Below are 25,923 nucleotides of genomic sequence, written 5' to 3'. Positions count from 1 at the left end.
GTGATTCGATGAACCGTCTTCTGTCCCGCAGACACATTCTGACCACGCTGGCCGTTGCACCGGCCGCGCTGGCGCTCGCGGCCTGCAACAAAGCAGGCGAGGCGGAAGCCGAAACCGCCAAGCCGGCCGAGCCTGCCAAACCGGCGGACGCGATGAAGCCGGCAGCAAAGCCGGCAGCGGCCGCTCCGCAGTCGTCGGGCTCCGTCGACATGGCTGAACTCCTGAAGCCAGGCGTGCTGCCGGAAAGGCAGCTTGGCAAGGACGATGCCAAGGTCACCATCGTCGAATACGCTTCCATGACCTGCCCGCATTGCGCGCATTTCCACGAGACCACGCTGCCGGAGTTGAAGACCAAGTATATCGACACGGGCAAGGCACGGCTGATCTTCCGCGAATTCCCGTTCGATCCGCGCGCCGAGGCCGGCTTCATGCTGGCGCGCTGCGCCGGCGATAATTATTTCCCGATGGTGGACGTGCTCTTCAAACAGCAGCAGAACTGGGCAGTGGCCGAAAATGTCAAGGATGCCATGTTCCAATTGTCCAAGCTGGCCGGTTTTACACAGGAGAGCTTCAATGCCTGCTTGACGGACCAGAAACTTCTGGACCAAGTCAGATCAGTGCAGAAGCGCGGCGCGGACGAATTCAAGGTCGACTCAACGCCGACCTTCTTCATCAACGGTCAAACCTACAAGGGTGCGTTGTCGATTGAGGAAATGTCGGCCATCATCGACCCTCTGCTCTGACGTTCCGGCGGCGCCGGGGCGGCAGCGGCTCGGCGCGAGCGCCCGTACGGGGCTGCGCGAATGAAGTTTTCGCGGCTGCGCCTGCTCGGTTTCAAATCCTTCGTCGAACCCGGTGAGTTCGTTATCGAACGCGGTCTCACCGGCATCGTCGGGCCGAACGGCTGCGGCAAGTCGAACCTCGTGGAAGCGCTCCGCTGGGTGATGGGCGAAAGCTCCTACAAGAACATGCGCGCGTCCGGCATGGACGATGTTATCTTTTCGGGCTCCAATACGCGGCCGGCTCGCAACACGGCCGAAGTCACGCTTTTCCTCGATAATGTCGATCGCACCGCGCCGTCCGCCTTCAACGACGCCGATGAGCTGCAGGTTTCCCGCCGCATCGAGCGTGAGGCGGGTTCGGTCTATCGCATCAATGGCAAGGAAGCGCGCGCCAAGGACGTGCAGCTTCTCTTCGCCGACCAGTCGACCGGCGCCCGTTCCCCTTCGATGGTCGGACAGGGGCGTATCGGCGAGCTGATCCAGGCCAAACCCCAGGCGCGCCGCGCGCTGCTGGAAGAAGCAGCCGGCATCTCAGGCCTGCACACCCGCCGCCACGAAGCGGAATTGCGGTTGAGGGGCGCCGAGCAGAATCTCGAGCGGCTGGACGACGTCGTCGGCGAACTGGAAAGCCAGATCGAAAGCCTGAAGCGTCAGGCACGCCAGGCGTCGCGGTTCAAGAACCTCTCGGCCGATATCCGCAAGGCGGAAGCCACGTTGCTGCATCTGCGCTGGACCCTTGCCAAGGCGCAGGAAGGCGAAGCGCGTTCCGCACTGGCGACCGCGACCGCGCTGGTCGGCGACCGCGCCGCTTCGCAGATGAATGCTGCCAAGGAACAGGCAATCAGCGCGCATCGCCTGCCGGATCTGCGTGATGCGGAAGCCAAGGCCGCGGCCGCCTTCCAGCGCCTGTCGATCGCCAAGTCGCAGATCGAGGAGGAGGCCGGCCGCATCAGTGCCCGCCAGAGCGAGCTCGACCGGCGCCTGCAGCAGCTGGACGCCGACATCGAGCGCGAAGAGCGTATGGTGCGGGACAACGCTGCCGTGCTGGAGCGGCTGGCGACGGAAGAAAACACGCTGAATGCCGAAAATGCCGGCGCAGCAGAGCGGGAAGCCAACACCCGTGCCGCTTTCGAGCAGGCGACGGCCACGCTGGCGGCCAGTGAGGAAAAACTGGCAAAGCTGACCGCTGAACGCGCGGAGGCTGCGGCCGGCCGTAACCAGATCGAGCGCACATTGCGGGAAGCTGCTGAACGGCGTGACCGCTTCGCGCGCCAGCTCGCCGATGCTGATCGTGAGCTTGCCGAGATCGGCCAGCGCATTGCTGCTCTTGCCGACCCGGCGGAGAAAAAGGTGCTCGTTGAGGAGGCGACTGAAACACTTGCTGCCACCGAGGCCGCGGCCATGGAAAGCGAACAGCAGGTGGTCGAGGCCCGTGGTACCGAGGCTGCTGCGCGCGGTCCGCTGCAGGAGGCCAAGGCGGAGCTCGCTCGTGTCGAGACGGAAGCACGCACACTGGCCAAGATCCTGAATTCGGTTGGCGGTGGCGACCTCTTTCCTGCCGTGCTGGAGCAGATCAGCGTCGAACGCGGCTTCGAGACCGCCCTTGGGGCAGCGCTTGGCGAAGATCTCGATGTGCCGCTGGACCGCAGTGCTCCCGTGCATTGGGGCGATGGTGAGGTGCAGGCCGGCGATCCGGTCTTGCCCGAGGGCGTTCGCAACCTCGCCAGCGTCGTCAAGGCACCCGGACAGCTTGCCCGCCGCCTTGCGCAGATCGGCATCGTTGAAGCAACTGACGGCAAGCGCCTGCAAGCGTTGCTGGCGCCAGGCCAGCGGCTGGTGAGCCGCGAAGGGGCGCTGTGGCGCTGGGACGGTTTCACGGCAAGTGCCGATGCACCGACGCCTGCCGCGCAGCGTCTGGCGCAGAAGAACCGGTTGGCCGAACTCGACGCTGAGGCGATTGCCGCCACGCGTGTCGTGCGCGCGGCCGAGGAGGCCCTTGCCAAGGCGGAAGCGGGGCTGCGTACCGCCGTCGAGGCCGAAAAGGGGGCGCGCCAAACCTGGCGTGAAGCACAGCACGCACTCGACGCCGCGCACAATGCGCTGGTTCAAGCCGAAAGAGCTGCCGGTGAGTTCACGACGCGGCGGGCTGCCCTGACCGAATCCCGTGCCCGGGTGGTCGAGGCCCATGAAGAAGCCTCCGCCATCCACGTCGAGGCGGAAGAGCAGTTGAAAGATGCTCCCGATCTTGCCGATCTGCAGTCACGGCTCGAACAGGCGGCCGCCCATGTCTCGCGCGATCGCGCGACGCTCGCAGATGCGCGTGCCGTCCATGAGGGGCTGAAGCGCGAAGCGGAGGCGCGTACACGTCGCCTGGAAGCCATTCAGGGAGAGCGCAACAACTGGCTGTCGCGGGCAGAGAATGCCTCCGCCCAGATCGCCTCGCTTGGTGAGCGCAAAGCGGAAGCCGCGGCCGAACGCGAGCAACTGGCCGATGCGCCCGATGAGCTCGACCAGCGCCGCCGTGCCTTGCTGTCGCAGCTGTCCGCAGCCGAAGCGTTGCGCAAGAACGCCGCCGATCGCTTGCAGGAGGCCGAAAATCGCCAGGCCGAGCTCGACAAGGCAGCGACTGCGGCCATCACCACACTCGCCGAAGCCCGTGAAGCACGCGTGCGTGCCGAGGAACGGCTGACCGCCGCCGACGAGCGTCGGCAGGAGGTGGAGGCGCGTATCCAGGAGGCGCTGAACACGCCGCCGCATCTGGTCATTCGCCACACCGGGCTGGAGGCCGATAGCCCGATGCCCGACATGGGCGAGATCGAGCGTCAGCTGGAGCGGCTGAAGATCGAGCGTGAGCGGCTGGGTGCCGTCAATCTGCGCGCCGAGGAAGAGCAGCGCGAGCTGTCGGAGCGGCTGGAGACCATCGTTTCCGAACGTGAGGACGTCATCGAGGCAATCCGCAAGCTGCGCCAGGCCATCCAGAGCCTCAATCGTGAAGGTCGCGAGCGGCTGGTTGCCGCCTTCGAACTCGTCAATGGCCATTTCCAGCGGCTGTTCACGCATCTGTTCGGTGGCGGCACCGCCGAACTGCAGCTGATCGAGTCGGAAGATCCGCTCGAGGCCGGCCTCGAGATCCTTGCCCGTCCGCCAGGCAAGAAGCCGCAGACCATGACACTGTTGTCCGGTGGTGAGCAGGCGCTGACGGCAATGTCGCTGATCTTCGCAGTCTTCCTCACCAATCCGGCGCCGATCTGCGTGCTGGACGAGGTCGATGCGCCGCTCGACGATCACAACGTCGAACGTTTCTGCAACCTGATGGACGAAATGTCGGCGTTGACGGAGACACGTTTCGTCGTCATCACGCATAATCCCATCACCATGGCACGCATGGATCGGCTGTTTGGCGTCACCATGGCCGAACAAGGCGTCAGCCAGCTGGTTTCGGTCGACCTGCAGGCTGCCGAAGCGATGCGCGAAGCAAGCTGACGCATCGGTCCGAAAATCGGAACCGATTTTCGGAAAGCACGATGCGCACATTCAAGGAGTTGGAGCGTCCTTTGTGCGTCGGAATGGATGCGCGACGCTCTAACGATGCTTCCTCGCCATCTGTGCTGTTGAACTTTCGACAATCTCGGTGATAGCACTCAACCGTCGACCGGCTCGCCCGGTCGCAGCCAGCGGTCGCGGAGAACGCCTTTGCCCATACTCGTCACCGGCGCGGCCGGCTTCATCGGCAGTCATATCTGCCATCGCCTGCTCGACAGGGGGGAAGCGGTCATTGGCGTCGACAATCTGAATGATTATTACGATCCGGCGCTGAAGCAGGCGCGCCTGCAACGGCTTTCCCCGCGCAACGATTTCTCGTTCCACAAGCTCGATATTGCGGATGAGGATGCCCTGGCTTCGCTCTCAGGTCGTGGCATCAAACGCGTCGTGCATCTCGCCGCCCAGGCCGGCGTGCGCCATTCGCTCGACAATCCGCGCGCCTACATTCGCTCCAACATTGCGGGTCACCTGGAAGTGCTGGAGTTTTGCCGGGCACAACCCGGTTTCGAGCACTTGGTCTATGCCTCGTCGAGTTCGGTGTATGGCGGCAACCGCAAGATACCGTTTTCAGAAACCGACAAGGTCGACACACCTGTCTCGCTCTACGCGGCCACCAAAAAGGCCGATGAATTGATGAGCCACACCTATGCTCACCTTTATTCCATCCCGTTGACGGGCCTGCGCTTCTTTACGGTCTACGGACCGTGGGGGCGGCCGGACATGGCATATTGGCTTTTCACAAAGGCTATTCTTTCCGGCAAACCGATCCGCGTTTTCAACCAGGGCGAGATGTGGCGCGACTTCACCTATATCGACGACATCGTCGAAGCGGTGGTGAAAATCCTGGACAATCCGCCCAGCGGCGAGTCGCCGCCGGCGCGGCTCTACAACATCGGCAACAACAACCCGGTGCGACTGGGTGAGTTCATCGACACGCTGGAGCGTTTGATAGGCATCGAGGCCAAGCGCCAATACGAGCCGATGCAGCCCGGCGACGTCGAGCGCACCTTTGCCGATGTCACGGCGCTAGATCGTGCCATCGGCTTCAAGCCGAACACCTCCACCGAAGATGGATTGCGCAAGTTTGTCGAATGGTATCGCGCCGAATGGCAGCAGTGCGGGTAGGCCTCAACCTCAGGGCAAGATAATCAGCTGCGATCGCCCTGACACTGCTCCAAAAAGAGCTTTGGATCGCCGGCCACGATTGCTTGGCAACACGAGCTTTGTGTGGCTTCTTCGCAGGACTAAGCCAGCCCCGTCTTCTCAAGCGAGCGTTACGATGACTTCGCAGAAATCGATTTTTCTCTCTGGAGAAGGTGACGCTTGGTTTGAGCGTAACCTTGCGGCCCTTGGGCACAAGGGAACAGATCTCGTCGTAGGTGAAATGCTGAGCTTGCAGGTTCAACCAAAACTGATTGCCGAGATCGGATGTGGAGAAGGTGAACGTTTATCGCTTCTTCGCGACAAATTCGGATCAAGATGCTGGGGCTTTGATCCATCAACAAAGGCTGTTGCCCACGGTCGTGCGACATATCCTGGAATTGCATTTGAGATCGGAACTGCCGACAGGATCGACCTGCCCGATTCCAGCGTCGATACACTTATCTTCGGGTTTTGTTTGTATCTGACTGATCCAAGGGACTATTTTAAGATAGCCGCGGAGGCTGATCGTGTTCTGGTCGATGGTGGGTTGGTCGCTATTTTGGACTTTAGCCCCAGGCACGTTTTCAAGAATGCGTACTCTCACAGAACCGGTGTATTTGCTCACAAAATGGATTTCTCGAGGATTTTTACCTGGAATCCGGCTTATCGGCTGATCAGTCGGCGATACACAGAGCATGGCTCCAGCTTCACATATGATGAAAACGAGTCGATCTGCCTCGATTTCATCAAGAAAGACTGGGCAAAAGCGTTTCCAAAATCCCCGCAATACTGAGATCGGACGAGTGTAGGAGTGCCTTGGTCCTACACGGCAGGTCCATGCGCTTGCGGCACTACGCTGATATAAACTGTTGGTAAGCCTGTGGCTGGGCTTCCTGGAAGCTTTTCGAACTTTCTGGGTTACGTCTCAGCCCGAATTTCGTGGCTTATTGGACAAATTGGGACGTTAGATACGGTTTTCGGAAAGATTTGAGAAGACATCGATCTCTGATTGCCGGTGACTCCCGATCGTGAACTTCAGCCGGAGGCCCCCTTATAGTTCTAAGCGCTGAAAGGTTATGCGCCGCATCTCGGCGCTGGTAGCGACGATGCGTGCCTGCTGGGTTGGCAGCATCGCATTCGTCGCTGACGCCGGAAAGACATTGCAGGGCCGTTCGCGTTAGATGGATCAGAAGCTCACAGGCAGGATAACTAGACCAGTCCTTCATAGGTGCGGGTTTCGCAAACGATCTAGATATTGCACCGAAATCACGGGCGGCATTTTTTGCTCTGCTGTTTGGGAAGCGGCAGAGCCGCCGATGTAGTGCCGGAACTATGAACGCTGGAGTCGCCCGAGAAGATGGGCAATGTGTCGTCCAGCAATTCTATGCAGCCATGACTTGGTAGCCAGCGCCATGCACACGAACAATACAATGCCCAAGTTGAGGCCTATCAAAAGGAGCCCGGCAATGCCTGCCATGACAGTTACATCGCCTCGCAGATTGCGAAACAAGTCCTTCAACCCGGTCGCAAACCCAGCGTGCGCAAAAAATACAGCAAAGATGGCGAGAAGAGCAGCCACGAGGACAGCGGCAAATCCAGCCTCAATGAGGTCGAGCGCTAACACCGTCTTTCCTGAATTGGTCATTCTCGGCTCCACTCGATATTCCGATGCGGAAGAAGCCTGAAAGGGTGGCATGGGCAACGGCTGACCATACATGATCATGCGGTCGCCGGGCTCGCCTAAGGTTCTCCGTGATGTGAATTCTGCAGATCATTGCTTCTTGAGAATGCCGGTAAGGATGCAGCCTTCTACCCAAAGAGTGCTAACTCCGCCTTCGACGGTGATCTGGTAGTTGCACTTCTCCAGGCTGCTGTCGGGCATGCCATCGAGCGTCAGCTCGACCTCACTCGAGTATCGGTTCTTCCAATTGTCTTTCCACTTACCGGAATAGGTACGGCCGTTCGTGTCGGTCAGTGTCAGCCTGCCGTCGCTCCAAAAGCTTAGGACGCCCCCTCGCTCATGTCGCCAATTGCCCTCGAGCGAAGAGCCACCGCTGCACCCCATCAACATGGCCGCAAATGCGATTGGCACAATGCACTTTTTCATGCCGGTAGGGTCCTCGACCGAGACAGCGAACGCTTATCTGGTCAGCATCGAGCGACGCCGGCCTTACGAAGCGCGCAGCCCTGATCGCGAGGCAGCTCTGATGCTGGCTCGAAAAGCCCCGCCAGCCTTCAACGCATGCATTTGTTGGCCTACCGTGAATATCAAGTGGAGGAATGGTTGAGCTTCCGTGGAATGGCGATGGCACCATTCTCTTTTGGGGTGCCGGTGACGGGAGACACGGATACGCATGGCCAGCTGGCCGAGCCGGCACGGGCTCGTGTAGTCGCGCGTCGGACCACAAGAACGGTGCACCGTCTGTTTTGTGAAGAATTACTTCAGGTTATGTGCAGGATCCATGCAGATCATAGCCAGCATATTGACGAGACAACCGTAGGAAAAATAGTCTCTTTATCTTCGACATATTCTGGAACCCGCCCCCTAGAAATCGACTGAGGAAGTGAAGTTTTTTCGTGCGGCGGGGACAGGCAGCAGCATGCCAGCGCGTACAGAGGGTTGCTGGAGGCGGTTTGAACTCCTCAATCCAACAAGAGCCGGCATCCAACGATACCAAAGCTGCCATCGGTAATGCATCATGACGCGCCAATACCTCACGCAACGTCGGATTAGAAACCGCACCTATCTGGCCGTCATAGCAGCCATCGCGCTCGTCTGCGCTTTAGCTGCTGTGCCAGCCTATGGTGTCTTCCGGCGCATCGATGCCGCGCGAACGCTTTATCTCGGTTTTGTCGAGGCGATGTACTCGAACACCCCCATTCGCGTGAATTTCCTGCCCAGCCGCGAACACAGCTTTCCATTCGCGGTGCGCCGCGCGCTGACGGTTGCAATCGATTCCGAAATCGACCCTGCGTACCTCACCAGAGTGAAGTCAGCATTCAGTGTGATGACAAGGCTTATGGGTTCGACCGTAACGTTTCGAAACGTCAATCCAGATTTCGACTTCCGCGACGATTACTATGTCTATGTTGGCTACAAAAAGGATCGATATGCTTTTCGGCCCAGCTACATAGCTGACTTCACCGACAAGCTGCACGGCGCGATTTCAAAGCTCTATGGCAGCAAACGGGATGATCTCCTTTGGGAGAGATTTAGACTGGGTCCGACGAACATGGTTTTTGGAACCGGCTTTTTGTTCAACGCCGAATACAATAGAATACCTTACAACGAACTCGTGGAAGAAAGTGATAAAATTCGGGCTTCACACCCCAATGCAGTCCCGGCAATGGCTGTTATCGAAGGAGACGTAAGTTACAAGCTAAACAACGCCAGCCCGACCAAGGGAGTATTTTTTGTTTCTACCAGGAACGACTCGACCGTTGTGGAGGCAAAATTCCGTGAACACACGAATGACACTATCACCCAGGAAATATTTCAAGGACTTATTCAGCAAAATGACCTCAACGGACCATTCAGGCTGAAGACCTTGCTGGATGACTATGACGATGTCGCCAATATCGTCAAACCGCTGTCCGACAGTGAAAATATAGATATCGCCAACAAACATGCAGCGCGCGGGCTATGCCTTCTGGATACGATTTACCTGTTGCATCTGGGATCAGTCGACGCTGAAGATTTCCGGTGGCAGCTGTTGAAATCGAACTGGTTCACTTACGCGAAGCTATACCTGCAGGCCTACTCTGAATACCGAAAGGGCCCGGCTGAGTTGTTCGATTCCAGATGCTGGTAGTATCTGCTGTCCCTTGCAGTTTCCGACCGCAAAGCCTCGGCGAATTTCCCAGAATGGCCCGCGGAACGCCGGATTCATCTGCCTAATAGGTCAGCCGCGGTGCCTGCCAAATAGCAAGTCCGTCACGTGCAAAGATACACGCGACGGAGCTTACTAGCCCTAAGCTAGGTGGGGACGATCAACATTCGATCCGCTACCGCCCGGAGCGACCACCACCCCAACGCGGACTATCAGATCCAGGCACACCTGGTTTGTTGTGCGACCAGTCGGCATCCCGCTTGGTCGGCCTGTCACCCTTCTTGTCGCGCCCGTGTCCATTGCCGCCGCCGCGCCCGCGACCGCCACTCCCGCCGCGTCCGCCGCCTGCCACAAGCTTCATTTCTTCGACCGAAAGTTCACGCATATTGGTCCTCATTTGCTTTGAATACTGAATAATATCTGCGCCATCGCCATCAAAATTCTACAGGAAGAAGACAACTAGCGTATAAATCTTACGTCTTTCATATTACTGGTCAATATCATATAAAAAATATTGTATCTCCACAATAACTATACAAAATCTCCACAATAAATTCACAAATTGATGCGCGTTGCCTCCAAAATTTCAATGAATTAATGCAAAATCACTTCGAAAACTAACAATCGACTTCGAATTTTGGGGGCAAGCTTGAATGAACCTCTTTTTCGTTCGGAAGCCATTGCTGCCCAAAAAGACACCTTGTTTGGTCATGTGGTGTTACTGCGTCCACTCGGCGTTTCGGTCGCGGTCGCGTTGGGGGTTGCCATCGTTCTGGCGATCACCAGCTATCTGATCTTTGGTGAGTATACGCGCCGCGTACGCCTGACCGGCGTTGTCACCCCAAGTGCAGGGATTGTGAGGGTTTTTGCGCCCAACGCAGGCCGCGTGACCTCGTTGAACGTTGTCGATGGCAGCGAGGTTCGCCAAGGACAATCCCTCTACACCATCACCTCCGATAGCACGACGTCGCTGGGAGATACTCAGGCGACGGCCGCGCTCCTGCTGCGCAAGCAGCTAAGCGAGTTGGCCGCCGAGATCGTGCGCCAGCAGGATCTCGATCGGATTGAGAAAGCCGGACTGACGAGAGAAGAACAGGGTCTGCTCCGAGAAATGGATCAGGTGCAGGTTCAGACAAAACTCACGGCCAGCCACGCAGCTCTGTTGAGCATCATCTCGGATAAATATGACGAACTGGTTCGTCGCCACGTTGTCCTGCAGCGGGAGGCTTTCGCTCGCATGGAAAGCCGCATCCAAAAAGAGCAGGAGTTGGAGAATTTGCACCGTGAAGCCATTCGCCTAGAGCAAAGATTGGCAGAGGTGCGCACAAAGCTTGCAGGTTTCGATTCGAAGGCAGCCTCAGTCATCAGCCAGTTGCGCAGACAAATCAGCACCATCGAGCGCGATCTCGTCGAGAGTGAAGCCCGCAGACAGATAGATGTTACCACGCCAAGAACCGGGAATGTTGCAGCCATCCTGGTCCAGTCGGGACAATTCGTTGCCGCCGGGACGCCGTTGTTGTCGATCCTGCCAAGCCAATCCCAACTGGAAGTTCATCTGTTTGGGTCGAGTAGCACCATCGGCTTCATGCATGAGAACGCCAAAGTCATGCTGCGCTATGCAGCCTTTCCTTACCAGAAGTTCGGCCTCCATCCGGGAATTGTCACAAGTTTCTCCCGGGTCAGTTTGAGGCCGGGCGATATAGACATGATTACCCTGCCCGAAAGGGGACCCTCCCCTACGAACGATCCGTCCGCTGGCCTGTATCGAGTTCTCGTCCGGCCGGAACAAAATTATGTCGCTGCTTACGGCAAGAAGGAGCCTATCCGGCCAGGCATGGCCGTGGAAGCCGACGTGTTTCTGGACAGGAGGCCGGTTTATCAGTGGTTGCTTGAGCCACTTTACAGCCTGCGAGGCACGCTTTCCAGCGAGGGCGACATCAAGTGACCTATCTGGAAAATCTCTTTTTCGGCTTCAGATCACGCTTGCCATTGATACTGCAAACGGAAGCAGCTGAATGCGGCCTCGCCAGCTTGGCAATGATCGCATCCCATCACGGCCATCACATCGATATCAGCAGCATGCGCCATAAATTCAGCGCCTCCCTGAAGGGCATGACGCTATTCAATATTGCCGAGCTCGCCAACAAGCTCCTGTTGTCGACCCGCGCGGTCCAAGTGGCACTTGATGACCTGCGAGAGTTAAAAACGCCCTGCGTCCTCCATTGGGACTTCAGCCACTTCGTCGTCCTGGACAAGGTCACTGCCAACGGGGCGGTCATCCACGACCCCGCCCGCGGGCGCCGTCATGTCTCCCGAAAGGAACTTGATCAAAGCTTTACCGGTGTCGCTCTTGAAGTTTGGCCGGCTCCATCCTTCTCGCCGAGGGTAGAGCAAAACCGATTTCAACTGTTGAGCTTGTTCAGAGGTGTCGTTGGTCTCAAGCGCGCTTTGGGACAGATATTCCTGCTTGCTCTTTGTCTTGAGGTCTTCGCCATTCTCTCGCCGCTTGGCCTTCAACTGGTCATCGACCAAGCTATTGTGAGCGCTGATCTCGATCTCGTCACGGTGGTCACGATCGGCCTGGCGCTGCTGGTCCTGCTGCAGACGGTAATTGGTTTTGTCCGCTCATGGGCGACAATGGTGCTTATGACCCGGCTTGCCGTCCAATGGGATATTGGCCTGTTTTCTCATCTGATACGCCTGCCGCTGTCGTGGTTCGAAAAGCGCCATGTCGGCGATGTGGTGTCGCGCTTCGGTTCGATCAGGACCATCCAGGATACGCTAACCACGGATCTTGTTAGTTCCACTATGGACAGCGTGATGGTTGCCGGCATGCTGTTCATGATGTTTCTCTACAGCCCGCCCCTGGCTGCAATGTCCCTGGCCTCGACGCTGCTCTACGTGCTGGTTCGAATTCTGTTCCATCGGCCTTACCGCGCGGCATCGGAAGCGGAGCTCGTCTATCGCGCGAGAGAAAATACCCACTTCATGGAGTCCATTCGCGGCGCAAGCAGCGTCAAGGCTCTTGGCCTCGAAGAACGACGCCAAAGCGTATGGCTCAACACGTTGGTCGACGCCGTTAATGCCGATCTCAAGACAGACAAGCTCGATATCGCTTTCGCTGGGATCAATGGGTTGCTGTTCGGCTTCGCGCGGGTTCTCGTGCTCTGGATCGGCAGCCGTGCAGTGATCGAGGGTCGTTTGACCGTTGGCATGCTCATGGCGTTCTCGTCCTATCAGGAGCAGTTCACCAGTCGTGTCACCGAACTGATCAACATGATTTTCAAGCTGCAGATGCTGTCCCTGCAAGAGGAACGGCTAAGTGATATCGCACTGGCCCAGCCCGAAGCGCACAAAGGCGTCTCACGGATTGGAACTTCGACCGGTATTGTGGCAGGCCACCTTGAGGCGCAGGGGATCCGTTTCCGCTATGGCGACGGCGAACCGGATGTGTTGGAGGGGATCAATCTGACGATTGCAGCGGGCGAAAGCGTCGCCATTACCGGCCCCTCTGGCTGCGGAAAGAGCACATTGCTGAAGATCCTTTCGGGGTTGATTCATCCTACGCAAGGGCGAATCTGCCTGGACGGCAACGACATCCGTGATGTTGGACTCTCCAATTATCGGAAGATCACGGGCTGTGTTCTTCAGGACGACCAGCTGTTTGCAGGTACACTGTCTGAAAACATATCTGCCTTTGATCCTCATTCGGACCCTGCTTGGATCGAGGAGTGCGCACGTCTGGCAGCGATCGACGGCGAAATCCACATGATGCCCATGGGCTATGAATCGCTGGTCGGCGATATGGGCAGCGCGCTTTCGGGGGGGCAAAAGCAGCGCTTGTTTCTTGCGCGCGCCCTCTACCGCAAACCACGTATCTTGTTCCTGGACGAAGCAACAAGCCATCTCGACGAGACCAACGAGTTTCTCGTCAACCGAGCGCTCGCGGATCTCCGCATCAGTCGCGTGATCGTGGCGCACCGGCCATCGACTATCGCCATGGCCGGCAGAGTTATCGCAATTGAGGATGGTCAGGTCCGTGACCCTTGAGGTCTCGCAGGTGCCTCATTCGTATCAATGTAGCATTTTGTGGCAGTGATGGTCGATGTTGGAAAGGGTCGGATGGCACGTTCTATGTCGGCGATCCGGCGGCAGACTGAACAGCCACCGCCCGCGCGCGCATGGCAAGGCCCGCAAGCTTCTGGGAGCGCATCGATGAACGGTTCGAGCGCAATTGAAACGCATGGCGTCCGCACGCTGACGGACACCATCTGAGACAAGGAGGTCCGCTGCGGCGGATGAGGCTGATGCAGACCAGGAACGACGGAACGCACGTTATCATGCCTGCGGCCGCGCCGATCGCAAGACGGCCGGACCGCGCTCGATTGCCTGTGACGCTGCTCTGTCACTCCGATGGAAGAGTGCGCCGCGACGGTTCGAACGCTGCAAATAAGCAGCGCTGCTACCCCATCGCAGAGCGCGGAAGACTGCACGGCGCATCGGAATTCAAAGCTGGAGAGCGGAAGCGTGACATATCGTATAGATTCGTGAATTATCGCAAAATATAAAAGAAATGACGATGTCGATCAAATAACGAAAAGTACAACCGATTATGATGGCAGGATAAAAGGCCGCAACGTGCGCGCCGGTCGGTTGGTTGTTTTTATTCAGGTTCTTGGCGCGTTCCGCACCGTGCATCATTTGGGTGCACGGTGCGCTTTCTTGTCAGTGCTTTGAAAAGACGATACTTTTCGCACGTTGCGACGACCGGCGCGCGCTCTTCGAGTTCAGTGAGAGGCGAGCGTGCCAACGAAAAATTTAGATCCCTTGCGGAGATTGCTGATTCGGCCATGTTTTGGGTTCCGCCTCAGGCGGCGGGCCTCGCGCCGTTGGCGCGCGGGTCTTTTCTGTTTTTGTTTTAGCCTGTTCCTACAGGACACCGAACATTAGCGTCGAGCGGACTCTGCCCGCGTTTTTCTGATAGTGCTCCGCATGTTCGCCACCGGGCAATCCTCGTCTGGAGCAGATGCAGGAAGCGGCCGGTTGCTCAATCGTGGAAATGGTCACGAACAAATGGAGATCATGCGAGTCCAGATAAAGGTTCGTTTGACTGGCACCGCCACTGAATTCGCGTGTAAATTGAAAGGGGGAGGGCCGCGGGTTGAAACAGCAGGCAGCACAGCAGTATCCGACGACGGCGGTCAAACAGCTTAGAACCGCACTGGCGTTCGCGATCTCCGGTTTCAGCGCCAACGAGGTGCCATCGTTGTGCAGCCGTCTCGGGCTGCGGGATGGAGATCGCGATGAGTCCTTCAAAAGCAAATTCAAGTATGCGGAACGACGTCTGCTAGAGAAGTCTGCGTCCGAAATGATCCCTATCGCTCAGCGCTTGGTTGAGGAGGTCGACTCCTACGATCTAGCGGAGGCCTTGGCCAAAATTCAAGAAATTGGCCAGGCAGCGGTTTCCGAACTTACCCGACGTCGGATCATGGCTCTTTTCGACAAACGACCGTACAGCACCGAGTTTGAAGATCTGGCCTTCATTCGCCGCGTTTGGCCTACGCATCGGATGCCTTCGGTCTTCGCGGATGCTCCGTCGGAACAGACGCTGGATGATGACCTCTTCAATGCGATCGGTCGAAACAACAACTGGAACAACCGAGAAACGTTGGAGGCGGTCGGCTACCTTACATCTTCACAAAAGCAATTCTTTCGATTCTTGGAAGAGGTCACAAGCCCGCTTACCCAATCGTCTGTCTATCAATCCGATATCGCCGCGGTGATCAACGAACACCTGCACCACGATGGCTACCGGCTGATCATCACCCGGCGACTATCGGGAAGCCCGGTTTATGAGGTGCAGCCTGCTGCTATCGGCAGTCCGGCTGACGATGCGATATCGCAGACCCTTGCGGACTTCGATCCTGACACCGTGCACGCGCGATGGGCCCAGGCGCTCGACCGACGAGATGCAGACCCCGAAGGCGCGATCACGTTGGCCAGGACGTTACTTGAGGATGTATGCAAATGGATCATTACCGAGGCTGGGGATGCGTTTGAGGAAAAGGACGACCTCCCAGGCTTGTACCGAAAATTGGCGACGATCCTGAACCTTGCTCCTGACAATCATACCGAACCCGTTTTCAAGAAGATTCTTGGAAGCTGCCAGTCGGTGGTCGAGTCCTTGGGATCACTGCGGAACAAGATCGGCGACGCCCACAGCCCCGGTCCCAAAAAAGTAAAACCTGCCGCCCGTCATGCACAGCTGGCCGTCAATCTGTCGGGGACAATGGCGACGTTTCTTGTATCGACTTGGGCGGCGAAGAAGGGCAGCTAGAATGAAAAGATTGAACTATAGATATCCTCTGGCTCTCGCCATCACGGCCTCCATCGTAGCCGGACCGGTGTCGGGGCGATCGGCTCCCGAACACCACCTGTGGCAGGACAAGCGGACGTTCGAGGCTTACAGCAAAACAGCCCGGTCTATCACGGGTTCGATAGGGCTTTCCGGTCATCGGGACTTCGCCACGCCTGGCAGCAAAATGACCATCACTTTCGGTAACGGCAAGAAAATCCAGCTGACGTCCCTCGGCGCATCATGGCGTCAGTGGGATGATGTCGACAACAAGAACGTGACCGCCGAAGTGTTCAAAATGGCGAGGGATCCAGGCAAGCTCCTCAACGGCAACACACTTTGTGGGGATGGAGCGCGCTATATCGTTTTCCATGAGTCCATATCGAACGGGAACTCTCTACTTAGCGTCGCCGTCTTCGATAGTTCGAAGGAGCCAAAGGACATACACAGTCCCGGGCTTTGTGGAACTTTCAACTTTTTCACCAATTGACGTCGGGCGCAAAAAGGCGGAGCAAGGCCGTTCGCTCCAGCATATGCGCCTTGATAGGCGTCAGGTCTGCGGCGATCATTGGTTTAAGATCCTTCCCGCAGGTAGAACCGCTAGTCAGTGTCATCGCCAAGGCGAGTGCGCATTGAAAGGCCTCTGCAGACTTACCGCGATTAAGCTGAAGAACTAACGCAAGAAAACCGACGCCGAGCAGGCTGCCAAGTTGTTGCACGAGGCTAGCGCTGGTCGCCCAAAGAAGGGCATCGCCAGCGCAAATAGTATGGCCCAGCGGAAGGGACTAGACATCATATGGGATTTCGCCCCAAGAATTGGCCTTGGGGGGGACCGATATGAAACATCTTCCACTGTTGTTGGCAGCCGCATTATCTTTTGGTGGCTGTACAACGAATACATCGATCGCACAAAAAGACCTCACGGGCGAAAGCACGCTTAGTTTATGCCGGATGCTAACGGCAAACTACGACGACGCGTACAAAGCCAAAATTGTCAGGCTGCTTGTTCGTCGCGGTGCTTCTGCTGAGAAGTGCATGAAGCTGATCGCGTCGGACAACTCCGTTGCAACCGGGGTTGCTGCGGCAGGGCTCGGCGCCGCCGCCGCAGCTGTGGCTGCCAATAATGGCGGCTATGGGGGAGGAGGATACTATCCACCATCCTATGGCGTGGCCTGGGATCAATTCTACGGCCCAAACTACACATTGATCTGGCGCTGCCGGGATCGTGCAACTGGCCGGTTCGTCTACGACGGCTACTGCGGAGGACAACCAATGGTCGACTCTACGTGGCCTGGCTGGAGCGCGTAGAAACATGCCCGGAAGACCTGTGATTCATTCGCCACATCAACTCAATCGCGATCGGAGTACACCAATGCTTACCTACCGGGCGGGCGCTTTCTCATGCTTACTCTTGTTTCCATTGAATGCCTTTGCGTGGGATGGAGTCGATACCAGCACCGGTAACTCGGTAGAAATCGAGAAAGGCAACCTTGTTCGGACGGGTCGAGACATCGAGATTTACGACTACGATGCCGGCGAGTATCGCGATGTCACGGTCGAAGACATCAGTCGCCACGGATCCACTGTGGAGGTGGAAGTCTACGACAACGAAAGTGGTGAGTACCGCACCCTGGAAATGGACGGCCAGTAGCTGACCTGCTCAGCCTTATTGGCATACCGCCTTTCCTGAGGTCACAATTTCTTCGCTGCGTCGCTGTTTTGGACATCTAAGGATTTTGACAGTTTGTCCCACAGGGGTGTCAGCGTGTGCCGAAGTTCGAACTTGTTTATTGTCGATCCGTAGTGGCGGAATTCTATCTGGCTCGAACTATTCGACCACGTGAGCACATCGTTCTCGAACTTGTTTCCCAGTTTGTTCTGCCATGTCTCGACACGTTGTGTCGGTTCCCCATATGCCTTGCGCATAAGTTGTTGGAGGCTGGCGAAGCTGTCGGAGGGACCCTCAGTAGATATCCAAAACAGCCTTTGAACGCCGGCATCATCTGGAATGAAATAGAACCCAGTCATCACGCTAACATCGCCCAGAACGATCCCGGCTTCCATGACCATAGGGCTGCCGTAGCTCATCTGAACGTCGTAAAAGTATGAACAGAAGACGACCCCTGCAGCCGCCAATTTGTCGGGATAGAGCCGTGCCGACGAATAACCGAGCTGCTCTGCCCGCGGATCGTTGCTGCAAACTAGATAGGCGTTCGGATTCTTGTCCGGGTCGGGATACGGGGCAGATCGGAATTCCCGCAGACTCATCCCAAGCCTGAAATCCCTCCGTGCAAAAGCAGCTGGCCATGGATTGGTAACAGCCATTGCAGGGTCGGGCTTGGGAGGATTGGCGGTGGTTCCTGAAACGACAGGTTCGATCTTGTTGGCAGGGCTGGCCTCGAATTGTATTAGCGCCCATTGTTGACTGAGTGCGATGCAAGCTTCGTCTGCCCCACAGGCATGCCGTCGCGCCAGGAACGCTTTTGCAATCGAAATAGCCTTCTTCCGATTTCGTGCTTTGAAGCTCTCATAGGCTGTTGTTGTTTCTAGGTCAGTTTGGGCCAAGTAGGGATTGGCGCAAATAGCAACCTCATCGGGACGCTTCGCCTTTGTGCAATCGAAGCTCGGAGATGCGGATGCAGAACTTGCGACTAATGCGACTAAAGCCCCAATGAAAATCCACTTCCTTGCGAGGAAAACGTCTGCCGACACGCGCCTGCGAACAATTAACATGCCAGCAAGCGTCAAGACTGCTCTCCAATCCATTGCCAAGCCCTCCCCAGAGCGCTCGAAAGATCGCTGCCTCATCCTTACAATGCAAGCTGGATTCTGGATTTCCGTTGCGTTTGCTCGCCAGCTGGAAATTCGTTGACTCTGGACCCATTAACGTCACTTGATTACAAGCATAACACGTGCACTATCCCCGTCGGGGAGAGCGGGCTGTGGGTAATATCATTTCAGAGTCGGATTCTATTCTGACGGTTGCTATTGCGCCGCAGTTCGAAGCCTTTGTTTCGAGTGCCTGCGTCAGATTTCAGGTCCAGTTTCCCGAACTGACGGTGCGGATAGAAAACGGGATGGCCGAGATTTCCGGTTGCAACCGCCGCAGCTCCGACATTCGGCGTGCGTTCCTCCATACCCTCTACCGCGAGAAGATCTACGCAGAGACCTTACCTCTCAGGGCAAACCTGGTCGCAGCGGTAACCTCGCGATGAACGTCTGGCCGCTCAAGTTCCGCGAGCTCGCGGATAGCCGAATTTTATTCGCCGACGATGCCGGCGGCTTCTTTAAGTCGGATGACAACTTCCTCAACCGATACGCCGGCGACATGTTGAATGACGGAGATCGATCCTTTCTTACGGAAGGCGGCCATTCCTCCGACGACGAGCTCGATCTTTCTTGGACATCCTTTGCCTATCGGTGGTCGCAGCGGCAATCGAAGCCCCAGCAGCTGAACTACGTCATTCTGGTGCCGACACTCCGGTGCAATCTCGCATGCGGGTACTGCCAGGTGTCCCGGGCTCCGGAAAAGGCACGCGGCTTTGATTGGACCGACGAAACTTTGGCCGCAGTTCTTGCTTTCCTTGGTTCCATCGAAGGCCAGAATATCAAAGTTGAGTTCCAAGGCGGCGAGCCGCTGCTTCGTATCGATCTCCTCGAGATCGTACGCGACTTTTGCCGTGGCAAGTTTGCTCGCGCCCAGTTCGTTGTCTGCACCAACCTTCAGAACTTGGACGAAAGAGTGTGGTCTTTCCTCGACGCTGATGACACTTTCATCAGCACTTCGCTCGATGGAGACGCGACAACTCACCAACGACAGCGGACGCATGACGAGGGCTGCACGCGGGCTTTCTTCTCAAATCTCGAAGCTGCGGTGGCGCGCTATCCTGAGGGGAAGATTTCGGCGCTGCCGACGATTGATGTCTCGTCGCCACCGGATCTCGGGGAACTTCTCGACAGCTATGAACGGTATGGGATCAAATCTGTCTATCTGCGGCCAATAAACCATCAGGGGTTTGCGCGGAAGCTTGATCAGGGCGCGGACGCGTTAGGCCGCTGGAACAAGCTCCATTCGGAATTCATCGACCGTCTGATTGACCGCAATCACCACACCGGTCGCTTTATGGAAGAGTACTATTTCAGTCAGTGCCTAAAGCGGGTTCTTCGCTCTGGAGCTGACAACCATGTCGATATCCGCAATCCCGGGTTCTTCGCTTCGGATTACGTCGTCATCGATCACGACGGGAAATTCTATCCGACGGACGAAGCACGCATGCTGTCGAGAATTGGCCGCATCGATCTCAGCATCGGGGATGTGAACACAGGCATCGACAGATCGAAGGTGGAGATCCTGAATTCCGGCGCCTTCAACCACTTCGATCCGGACTGCATCCACTGCGCATACCAGCCGTTCTGCGGTTCAGACGTTATCGATGACATCTCCCGCTACGGTCGCATCGACATGCCGCGCCACGACACCTGGTTCTGTGGTCGACACCTGTCGATTTTTGACAAGGTATTCGAGGTGATCTACCGTCAGGACGACGCGGCTCGCGGCTCGGTTGCTGCTTGGTTGGGTATAGGCACCTGGGACCCGAGCATGGTCGCGGTGCATTCATGACACCGCTCCGCATCAAAGCCGAGGCACAGGCCGCACAGCCATTTGTCGTCCGGCTCCGGTCATTCGAGGGTATGGCCAGCGTCGATGGACGGGCTGACATGAGTGCTTTCGATGTCAGCCTAGAGACCGCAGGCGCAGACGTTGCCGAATATGCAGGCGAGGTCGGTTCAGTTCGGATCCTCGGGATCGATCCATCGGATGTTGATGGCGATGTGCTGCTCGTTAATCCACAAAGAGGAACCGCTGATCGCTTGATCCGCAGCACGTCACCCCACAATACGTTCCTGGTGACGGAGCGTTGCGACCAGCTCTGCGTGATGTGCTCGCAGCCCCCTAAGAAACAGCATGTCGACCTTTTCGGGTATTTTGAGCAGGCTGCGATGTTGGCTCCCGAAGGGGCAACGATTGGGATCTCGGGTGGCGAGCCGACGCTCTTCAAGGCCGAGCTCTTCAAGTTCCTCCAAAGGGTTATGCGGGCCAGGGAGGATCTCCGGTTTCACGTCCTGACCAATGGGCAGCATTTCGAAGAAGGCGACCGCCCGAAGTTGCTGGAATTGGATCGCGAAAGGATCGTCTGGGGAGTACCCCTCTACTCGGCTGATCCCGTCATCCATGATGAAATCGTCGGCAAGACTGGGGCTTTTGGAAAGCTGCGTTCAGGCCTGGCATTCTTGGCACGAGCTGGTGCACAAATCGAGTTGCGCACAGTTCTCATGCAGCCGAATGCCCAGGGACTCCCCAGGCTCGCCAGATACCTAACAACATCGGTGCCGTTTATCCAAACCTGGGCGATCATGCAGCTCGAGAACATCGGTTACGCACGGCAAAACTGGAGCCGACTGTTCTATGACAGCTCAACTGGCTTTAGAGCAGTCGGGCAGGCCATCGACATCGCCCGAAGCCGCGGCATCGATGTTCGGCTTTTCAATTTCCCTCTCTGTACGGTCCCTAGATCGTATCGGCATCTAGCACCGTCGACGATCTCTGATTGGAAGCGGGCCTATATGGATGGCTGCAAGGACTGCAGTCTCAGGGGCGACTGCGGCGGTTTCTTCGAATGGCACCCGCGAGATCATGGGTATGTGGGCTTGGGTAGGGTCTGATGAAAAAGCGCTTGTTTGCGATACCGTCGCTGTTGGCGGCGGGCTTCATGCCATCAGAGGGGCAGGCCTTACCTTCAAAGCCATTGTTGACTGACGGCGGTAAGTCGCTGTCCTTGTTCGATATCTTCAAAATGGACCATGTGTACACGCTGGCGGGGCACCGCAGCCACAGCTCACACAGGAGCCATAGCTCTCATAGCAGCCATCGATCGTCGACCGGAGGCTATTCGTATCGGCCGCCTGTCTATAACAGTCCGTCGCCGTCTTATGTGGCACCTTCGAGTCCGCTCTATTCGACACCGTCGACCACATATCAGCCGCCCGCGGCAACAGCGCCGGCGCCGCTTCGGACGCTGCCTGGCAACGCGAACAAGTTCAAAGAGATCGTCCTCGAGGTGCAGTTCGCGATGCTAGCGTTTGGCTACTACAACGGCGAATTGAACGGTCTGATGGGGCCTGAAATGAGGGCAGGGCTTCAACGAATGCAGGTGGACTATGGTCTTAAGGTTACGGGGACGATTACGCCGGAGACGTTGAACGCGTTGAAGATCGAGGCGCGGTGAGATGGTGGCCTCTTTTAAACTCGAAGATGTGTCGCGTGAAAGCTAGTGAGTCCTCAGCTCCGCCTCCGAACTACGGCAGGAGGCCAACTGCTGAAATAGCATAGGCATGGGTGAAAGGAGCGGTGAGGCGGTTGGAGCGCGAGGGATGTGATTAAGGTTGGTCGTTTAGGGGCGAACTTTCCGCCGACTCTGGCATCAGATGATGCCATAGCCGCGCGCCGGGCTGTGGAGGAGGTTCTTCTTCTCAGTATCCAGGCACGAGCACAACGCCGTATACCCTTCGAAGCAAGGGTCTACGGCGCAGAGGACGTGCGCAAGTCTCTTTATGCACAGTTCGAAGGTAGATGCGCGTTCTGTGAGAACGATCTCCGAAACTCGGAATGGCCAGTCCATCATTTTCGGCCACTTAGAAGCGCGTCGGACAGCTCGGCCAAGTTTCCAGACGAACACTATGCTTGGTTCGCCTACGAATGGGGCAATTTGTATCCTGTATGCGGAGATTGCCATCGTGCGAAAAAGTCGAATTTTCCGGTAAAGGGAAGGCGCGCTGCACCGTTTTCATCATTGGATGAAGCTCGGAACATTGAGGCCGCTCTTTTGCTTGATCCTGATATTGATGACCCTTCACGCCATTTGATTTTTCGTTGGAATGGCGAGTGCGAGCCCAGTTCGGAGCGCGGCGAAGTCACAGTTGCGACATTCGATCTAAATCGATGGAATTTGGTGGAAGAGCGCCGCGATTCCGCACATCGTCTATTTGAATTCTTGAATGTAGCGCCGAGTAGGCCACCGACCGATGTGATCGTCGAGTTGAACAAACTTGTGCGGTTGCGCCCTGGCTTGTCCGGTGCGCTGCTGAAGCGATTTGTTGACGATATATGGGACAGGTCAGCACGTCGCTCACGATCACGCGGTCCATTCGATGCTCTGCAAGCGTTCCTCAAAGATATGGACTCCGAAGTTTACGGAGCTTGTCTCGAAGAAGCGTTGAGTGAATTTCGCAGTGATCCGGGCAGTACGGGTTCATATATCCCTGGGCCAATTATTTCGGAACCTATGATTTCGGTTGCTAGGGCGCAGCCGCTGCTGGCGCATGACTTTCAATTTCGTTCGATCAACATCAATGGTTTCAAGGCGCTCCGGTCAATACGGTTTCAAGTTCCAGAACGAAGGAATTCCACATACGGCGCGCCCTGTCTGATGCTGCTCGGTGAGAATGCTAGCGGAAAAAGCTCCATTCTCGAGGCCATAGCGCTCGCTCTCATTGGCACTGAGGCGGCGAGCAAGGTAGCAGGTCCGCCATCCGACTACCTCCGTCGAAAGGATCCACGGCGATGGGCGCTGGTCGACCCAGAGCCTATGTCAATCGCGATCGACTTCTTCGGTTTGAGTGACCCAGTGGAGCTTCGGGTGGATCCTGCGAGACAGGTCTTTGAGGGGCCAAGCAGTCCGACTGCACTAGTATTAGCGTATGGCCCTCGGCGGTTTTTTTCAAAGGGTGGTCGGATGCGGCAGGGAGGAGCTGAGAGGTATGTACGCACTCTCTTCGATCCGATGGCCACAATTCGACACCCGGGTGCTTGGTTGAATCGCCTGCGCGGCGACAAGTTTGATGCCGTCGCGCGCGTGTTGAGAGAGGTTTTTGTTCTTCGTCTTGACGATGAGCTCATAAGAGATGGCGAGATGGGAGTGTCCGTGCGTGCCAACGGACTGCTCACGCCGCTCGACCGAATGAGTGAAGGTTACAAATCGCTGTTTGCGATGACCGTTGACGTAATGCGCGGGCTGATGGGCCACTGGGATAACTTGGACGAGGCTCGAGCGATCATACTCATCGACGAAATCGAAACTCACCTTCATCCGAGATGGAAGATGCGTGTAATGGCAGCTCTGCGGCGCGCTCTTCCTTATGTCACTTTCATTGCCACAACTCACGATCCTTTGTGTTTGAGAGGACTCGATGATGGGGAGGTTTCAGTTCTTGTCCGCGACGAGCAACAGAACATTGAAACCTTGGACGATCTGCCAAGCATCAAAGGATTGAGAGCAGACCAGCTATTAACGTCTGATTTCTTTGGTCTTTCCAGCACGGCTGACCCGGAGATGGAGGAAAGGCTTTCGCTGTATGCGGGTCTGTTAACCACTCCTGTCGAACGACGAAGCACGAGTGAGCAAGCTAAGTTGCGCGAAGTAGAAAGTGAACTCGCCCAGACGTTGGTGATTGGAGATACCGCTGTCGATCAGGTTGTTGCTCAAGCAATGAGGCAATTCGTCGAAGCTCGGCAGGGGGCCCCAGTTGCTCAACGTACTGCTGCGCGTCAGCGGATGGTGTCGGCATTGCTCGATGCCCTTAATCAACCTCCAAGGACCTGACGTGCGCTTCGTCAACCGGAATGATGTTGCGGAACCTCCGTCTCTTGCTAGTGCGGATAGCGCTGGAAAGACCGAGCTTGAGAAGGCGCGCGCGTACTATGGGGCAACTCCACCTCCCAAGAAGAGTTACAAATTCAAGGCATATACGGCGGACGACGTACACAAAGCCCTCGACAAGCTCTTCAAGGGGAAGTGCGCATACTGTGAGACACCCTATCAAGCCTCTCAACCAGTAGACGTAGAGCACTACCGTCCGAAAGGAGGTGTGGAAGATGATCCAGATCACTTGGGCTACTGGTGGTTGGCGATGCGCTGGGACAATCTTCTTGCAAGCTGCATCGACTGCAATCGACGCCGTCGGCAGGTAACAGCAACTTTGGGCGAAACTCTACACGAGCTCGAAACTGCCTTTTATGAAGGCAAGACAAAGAACTCGGGTAAGAAAGACTCATTCCCGACTAGAAATGGAATTTGGGCTCGCACTGAGGCCGACGCTATCGACAACGAGCAACCGTTGCTGATCGATCCAACACGGACAAACCCCGACGGGTACATTCTCTGGCCGGTCGAAGGAGCCACTTCAGTGGCAGTATCTTCAATTGCTGTCGATGGGAGCGAAAGCCCGGAGGGGAAGGCATCGATCCACGTATACGGCCTGAACCGTATGGGTCTTATCCAAGAGCGAACGAAGCTATTGCTGGAACTGCGTGTAAGAGAAGAAAGACTCCGCAAATTGCTTAATGTGGCGGAACAAGCCGAAGCGGCAGGCCAGCCGATTGACGAGTTCTTGGATTTGGCGCGTGAAATGGCTGCCGATATGGTTGGGATGACCTCTCCGGAAAGTCGCTACTCTGCGCTCGCGGTAGCTTTCGTAACGGAGTTGAGAGCTAAGCTCAACGACCTCTTCTGACTTGCCGCTGGACCCTCCCTCATTAAATTCAACCGGCTTTGTGTCTAGATAGGTCGCGGTTCCTCCGCGTCATTAGGTACCGCAAGCCCAAAGTTCCTATTTTGCGATATCCTTCTTAATCCGCTTTCCCTTCGGCTTCCTTCCCAATCCGAGATTTTTAGCAAGCGCCGACCGCTGTTCTGAATAGCTTTCGGCCACCATTGGATAGTCAGATGGAAGAGACCATTTCTCACGGTACTGTTCCGGTGTTAGCCCCAAGGTTGTCAGGTGCCGCTTCAGCGTTCGATATTGCTTTCCGTCCTCCAGACTTATGATGTAGTCGCGCGTTACCGACTTCTTGATGGAGATGCGGGGTTTCTGCGGCTCAACAATCGGTTCCTTCGGGCTATTGATACCGCTTAGGCTGTGAAAGACGCTAGCGATGACACCTGGCAACTCGGATACCGGTACGGGATTGTTGGCAACGTAAGCGCTTACGATCTCAGCAGTGAGTTCGGTGAGTATGTCGGTGGAAGGTGGGTTTTCCTCGGCCATTTTATTGTTCCCCAGTTTTATTGGCGGATTCGCCATTATCCGAGAATGGGGCGTTTCGAAAGGTGAAATTTAAGGCTTAAAGTTCGGCCCGAGACACTCAAGGGGGAGCATGGCTGCGAGGATTGACCCTACTGTGAACCTTGACCAAGGCTCAACGAGCCACCCA

At 56.6% G+C, this 25,923-nt stretch carries 22 protein-coding genes; 17 read left to right on the top strand and 5 right to left on the bottom strand.

What is annotated here, in order from left to right; translation table 11 throughout:
* Positions 1-8: 8 nt before the first annotated feature.
* The 4 genes from ACFWYE_RS16100 (at position 9) to ACFWYE_RS16085 (ending at position 6,261) form a co-directional block, all read left to right on the top strand.
* Complete coding sequence (locus ACFWYE_RS16100) at positions 9-743, top strand: DsbA family protein (protein ID WP_379061468.1); 735 nt, start codon at positions 9-11, stop codon at positions 741-743.
* A 60-nt stretch (positions 744-803) separates the two neighbouring features.
* Positions 804-4,265: a chromosome segregation protein SMC gene (smc, locus tag ACFWYE_RS16095; RefSeq protein ID WP_379112682.1), complete on the top strand. Its 3,462-nt coding sequence runs from the start codon at positions 804-806 to the stop codon at positions 4,263-4,265.
* A gap of 210 nt (positions 4,266-4,475) precedes the next feature.
* Positions 4,476-5,450 (top strand): NAD-dependent epimerase/dehydratase family protein, encoded by a 975-nt coding sequence (locus tag ACFWYE_RS16090; protein ID WP_379112680.1) that lies wholly within the window; start codon positions 4,476-4,478, stop codon positions 5,448-5,450.
* 154 nt (positions 5,451-5,604) lie between these two features.
* Entirely contained in the window at positions 5,605-6,261 is a 657-nt protein-coding gene (locus ACFWYE_RS16085; RefSeq protein WP_379061462.1) for a class I SAM-dependent methyltransferase, read from the top strand.
* 537 nt (positions 6,262-6,798) lie between these two features.
* Here the strand turns inward: ACFWYE_RS16085 and ACFWYE_RS16080 are convergent.
* Complete coding sequence (locus ACFWYE_RS16080) at positions 6,799-7,113, bottom strand: hypothetical protein (protein ID WP_379112677.1); 315 nt, start codon at positions 7,111-7,113, stop codon at positions 6,799-6,801.
* Between the two features lie 126 nt (positions 7,114-7,239).
* Positions 7,240-7,575: a hypothetical protein gene (locus ACFWYE_RS16075; RefSeq protein WP_379112674.1), complete on the bottom strand. Its 336-nt coding sequence runs from the start codon at positions 7,573-7,575 to the stop codon at positions 7,240-7,242.
* 592 nt (positions 7,576-8,167) lie between these two features.
* On the opposite strand from ACFWYE_RS16075, the gene ACFWYE_RS16070 reads away from it, so the two are divergent.
* On the top strand, positions 8,168-9,280 hold the full coding sequence (locus tag ACFWYE_RS16070; protein ID WP_379112672.1) for a hypothetical protein: 1,113 nt from the start codon (positions 8,168-8,170) through the stop codon (positions 9,278-9,280).
* 193 nt (positions 9,281-9,473) lie between these two features.
* Here the strand turns inward: ACFWYE_RS16070 and ACFWYE_RS16065 are convergent, their stop codons facing one another.
* Positions 9,474-9,683 (bottom strand): hypothetical protein, encoded by a 210-nt coding sequence (locus ACFWYE_RS16065; RefSeq protein ID WP_379112670.1) that lies wholly within the window; start codon positions 9,681-9,683, stop codon positions 9,474-9,476.
* 264 nt (positions 9,684-9,947) lie between these two features.
* On the opposite strand from ACFWYE_RS16065, the gene ACFWYE_RS16060 reads away from it, so the two are divergent.
* The 6 genes from ACFWYE_RS16060 (at position 9,948) to ACFWYE_RS16035 (ending at position 17,304) form a co-directional block, all read left to right on the top strand.
* Entirely contained in the window at positions 9,948-11,243 is a 1,296-nt protein-coding gene (locus tag ACFWYE_RS16060) for an HlyD family secretion protein (RefSeq protein ID WP_379112667.1), read from the top strand.
* A complete protein-coding gene (locus ACFWYE_RS16055) occupies positions 11,240-13,348 on the top strand; it encodes a peptidase domain-containing ABC transporter (RefSeq protein ID WP_379112664.1) in 2,109 nt (702 codons plus the stop codon). The genes ACFWYE_RS16060 and ACFWYE_RS16055 overlap by 4 nt, the downstream gene beginning before the upstream one ends.
* A 1,111-nt stretch (positions 13,349-14,459) precedes the next feature.
* Positions 14,460-15,635 (top strand): abortive infection family protein, encoded by a 1,176-nt coding sequence (locus ACFWYE_RS16050; RefSeq protein WP_379112661.1) that lies wholly within the window; start codon positions 14,460-14,462, stop codon positions 15,633-15,635.
* A gap of 1 nt (position 15,636) precedes the next feature.
* Positions 15,637-16,143, top strand: a complete 507-nt coding sequence (locus tag ACFWYE_RS16045; RefSeq protein ID WP_379112659.1) for a hypothetical protein — start codon at positions 15,637-15,639, stop codon at positions 16,141-16,143.
* Between the two features lie 347 nt (positions 16,144-16,490).
* Positions 16,491-16,961: a hypothetical protein gene (locus tag ACFWYE_RS16040; protein ID WP_379112656.1), complete on the top strand. Its 471-nt coding sequence runs from the start codon at positions 16,491-16,493 to the stop codon at positions 16,959-16,961.
* A 64-nt stretch (positions 16,962-17,025) separates the two neighbouring features.
* A complete protein-coding gene (locus ACFWYE_RS16035; RefSeq protein ID WP_379112654.1) occupies positions 17,026-17,304 on the top strand; it encodes a DUF5334 family protein in 279 nt (92 codons plus the stop codon).
* A gap of 41 nt (positions 17,305-17,345) precedes the next feature.
* Here ACFWYE_RS16035 and ACFWYE_RS16030 read toward each other — a convergent pair whose 3' ends face one another.
* On the bottom strand, positions 17,346-18,401 hold the full coding sequence (locus ACFWYE_RS16030) for a lysozyme inhibitor LprI family protein (protein ID WP_379112651.1): 1,056 nt from the start codon (positions 18,399-18,401) through the stop codon (positions 17,346-17,348).
* A 194-nt stretch (positions 18,402-18,595) separates the two neighbouring features.
* Here ACFWYE_RS16030 and ACFWYE_RS16025 point away from each other — a divergent pair, with 194 nt between their 5' ends.
* The 6 genes from ACFWYE_RS16025 to ACFWYE_RS16000 all read left to right on the top strand — a co-directional run bounded on the left by ACFWYE_RS16025 (position 18,596) and on the right by ACFWYE_RS16000 (position 25,223).
* Entirely contained in the window at positions 18,596-18,868 is a 273-nt protein-coding gene (locus tag ACFWYE_RS16025) for a hypothetical protein (protein WP_379112648.1), read from the top strand.
* Positions 18,865-20,274: a His-Xaa-Ser system radical SAM maturase HxsB gene (gene hxsB / locus ACFWYE_RS16020; RefSeq protein ID WP_379112645.1), complete on the top strand. Its 1,410-nt coding sequence runs from the start codon at positions 18,865-18,867 to the stop codon at positions 20,272-20,274. The genes ACFWYE_RS16025 and hxsB overlap by 4 nt, the downstream gene beginning before the upstream one ends.
* A gap of 98 nt (positions 20,275-20,372) precedes the next feature.
* Positions 20,373-21,377, top strand: coding sequence for a His-Xaa-Ser system radical SAM maturase HxsC (hxsC, locus tag ACFWYE_RS16015; protein ID WP_379112642.1), 1,005 nt, complete (start codon positions 20,373-20,375; stop codon positions 21,375-21,377).
* Positions 21,377-21,940 (top strand): His-Xaa-Ser repeat protein HxsA, encoded by a 564-nt coding sequence (hxsA, locus tag ACFWYE_RS16010; protein WP_379112639.1) that lies wholly within the window; start codon positions 21,377-21,379, stop codon positions 21,938-21,940. Before hxsC ends, hxsA begins: the two co-directional genes overlap by 1 nt.
* A 147-nt stretch (positions 21,941-22,087) precedes the next feature.
* Entirely contained in the window at positions 22,088-24,313 is a 2,226-nt protein-coding gene (locus ACFWYE_RS16005) for an AAA family ATPase (RefSeq protein ID WP_379112636.1), read from the top strand.
* A 1-nt stretch (position 24,314) separates the two neighbouring features.
* The gene (locus ACFWYE_RS16000; protein ID WP_379112633.1) at positions 24,315-25,223 is read left to right on the top strand and encodes a hypothetical protein; all 909 of its coding nucleotides are present in this window, start codon (positions 24,315-24,317) and stop codon (positions 25,221-25,223) included.
* 96 nt (positions 25,224-25,319) lie between these two features.
* On the opposite strand, the gene ACFWYE_RS15995 is transcribed toward ACFWYE_RS16000, so the two are convergent.
* Positions 25,320-25,757, bottom strand: coding sequence for a MucR family transcriptional regulator (locus ACFWYE_RS15995; protein WP_379112630.1), 438 nt, complete (start codon positions 25,755-25,757; stop codon positions 25,320-25,322).
* Between the last annotated feature and the right edge of the window lie 166 nt (positions 25,758-25,923).

This window comes from Mesorhizobium sp. NPDC059025 (assembly GCF_042739655.1).
GTDB lineage: Bacteria > Pseudomonadota > Alphaproteobacteria > Rhizobiales > Rhizobiaceae > Mesorhizobium.
This window is presented reverse-complemented; position numbering and strand designations above follow the sequence as displayed.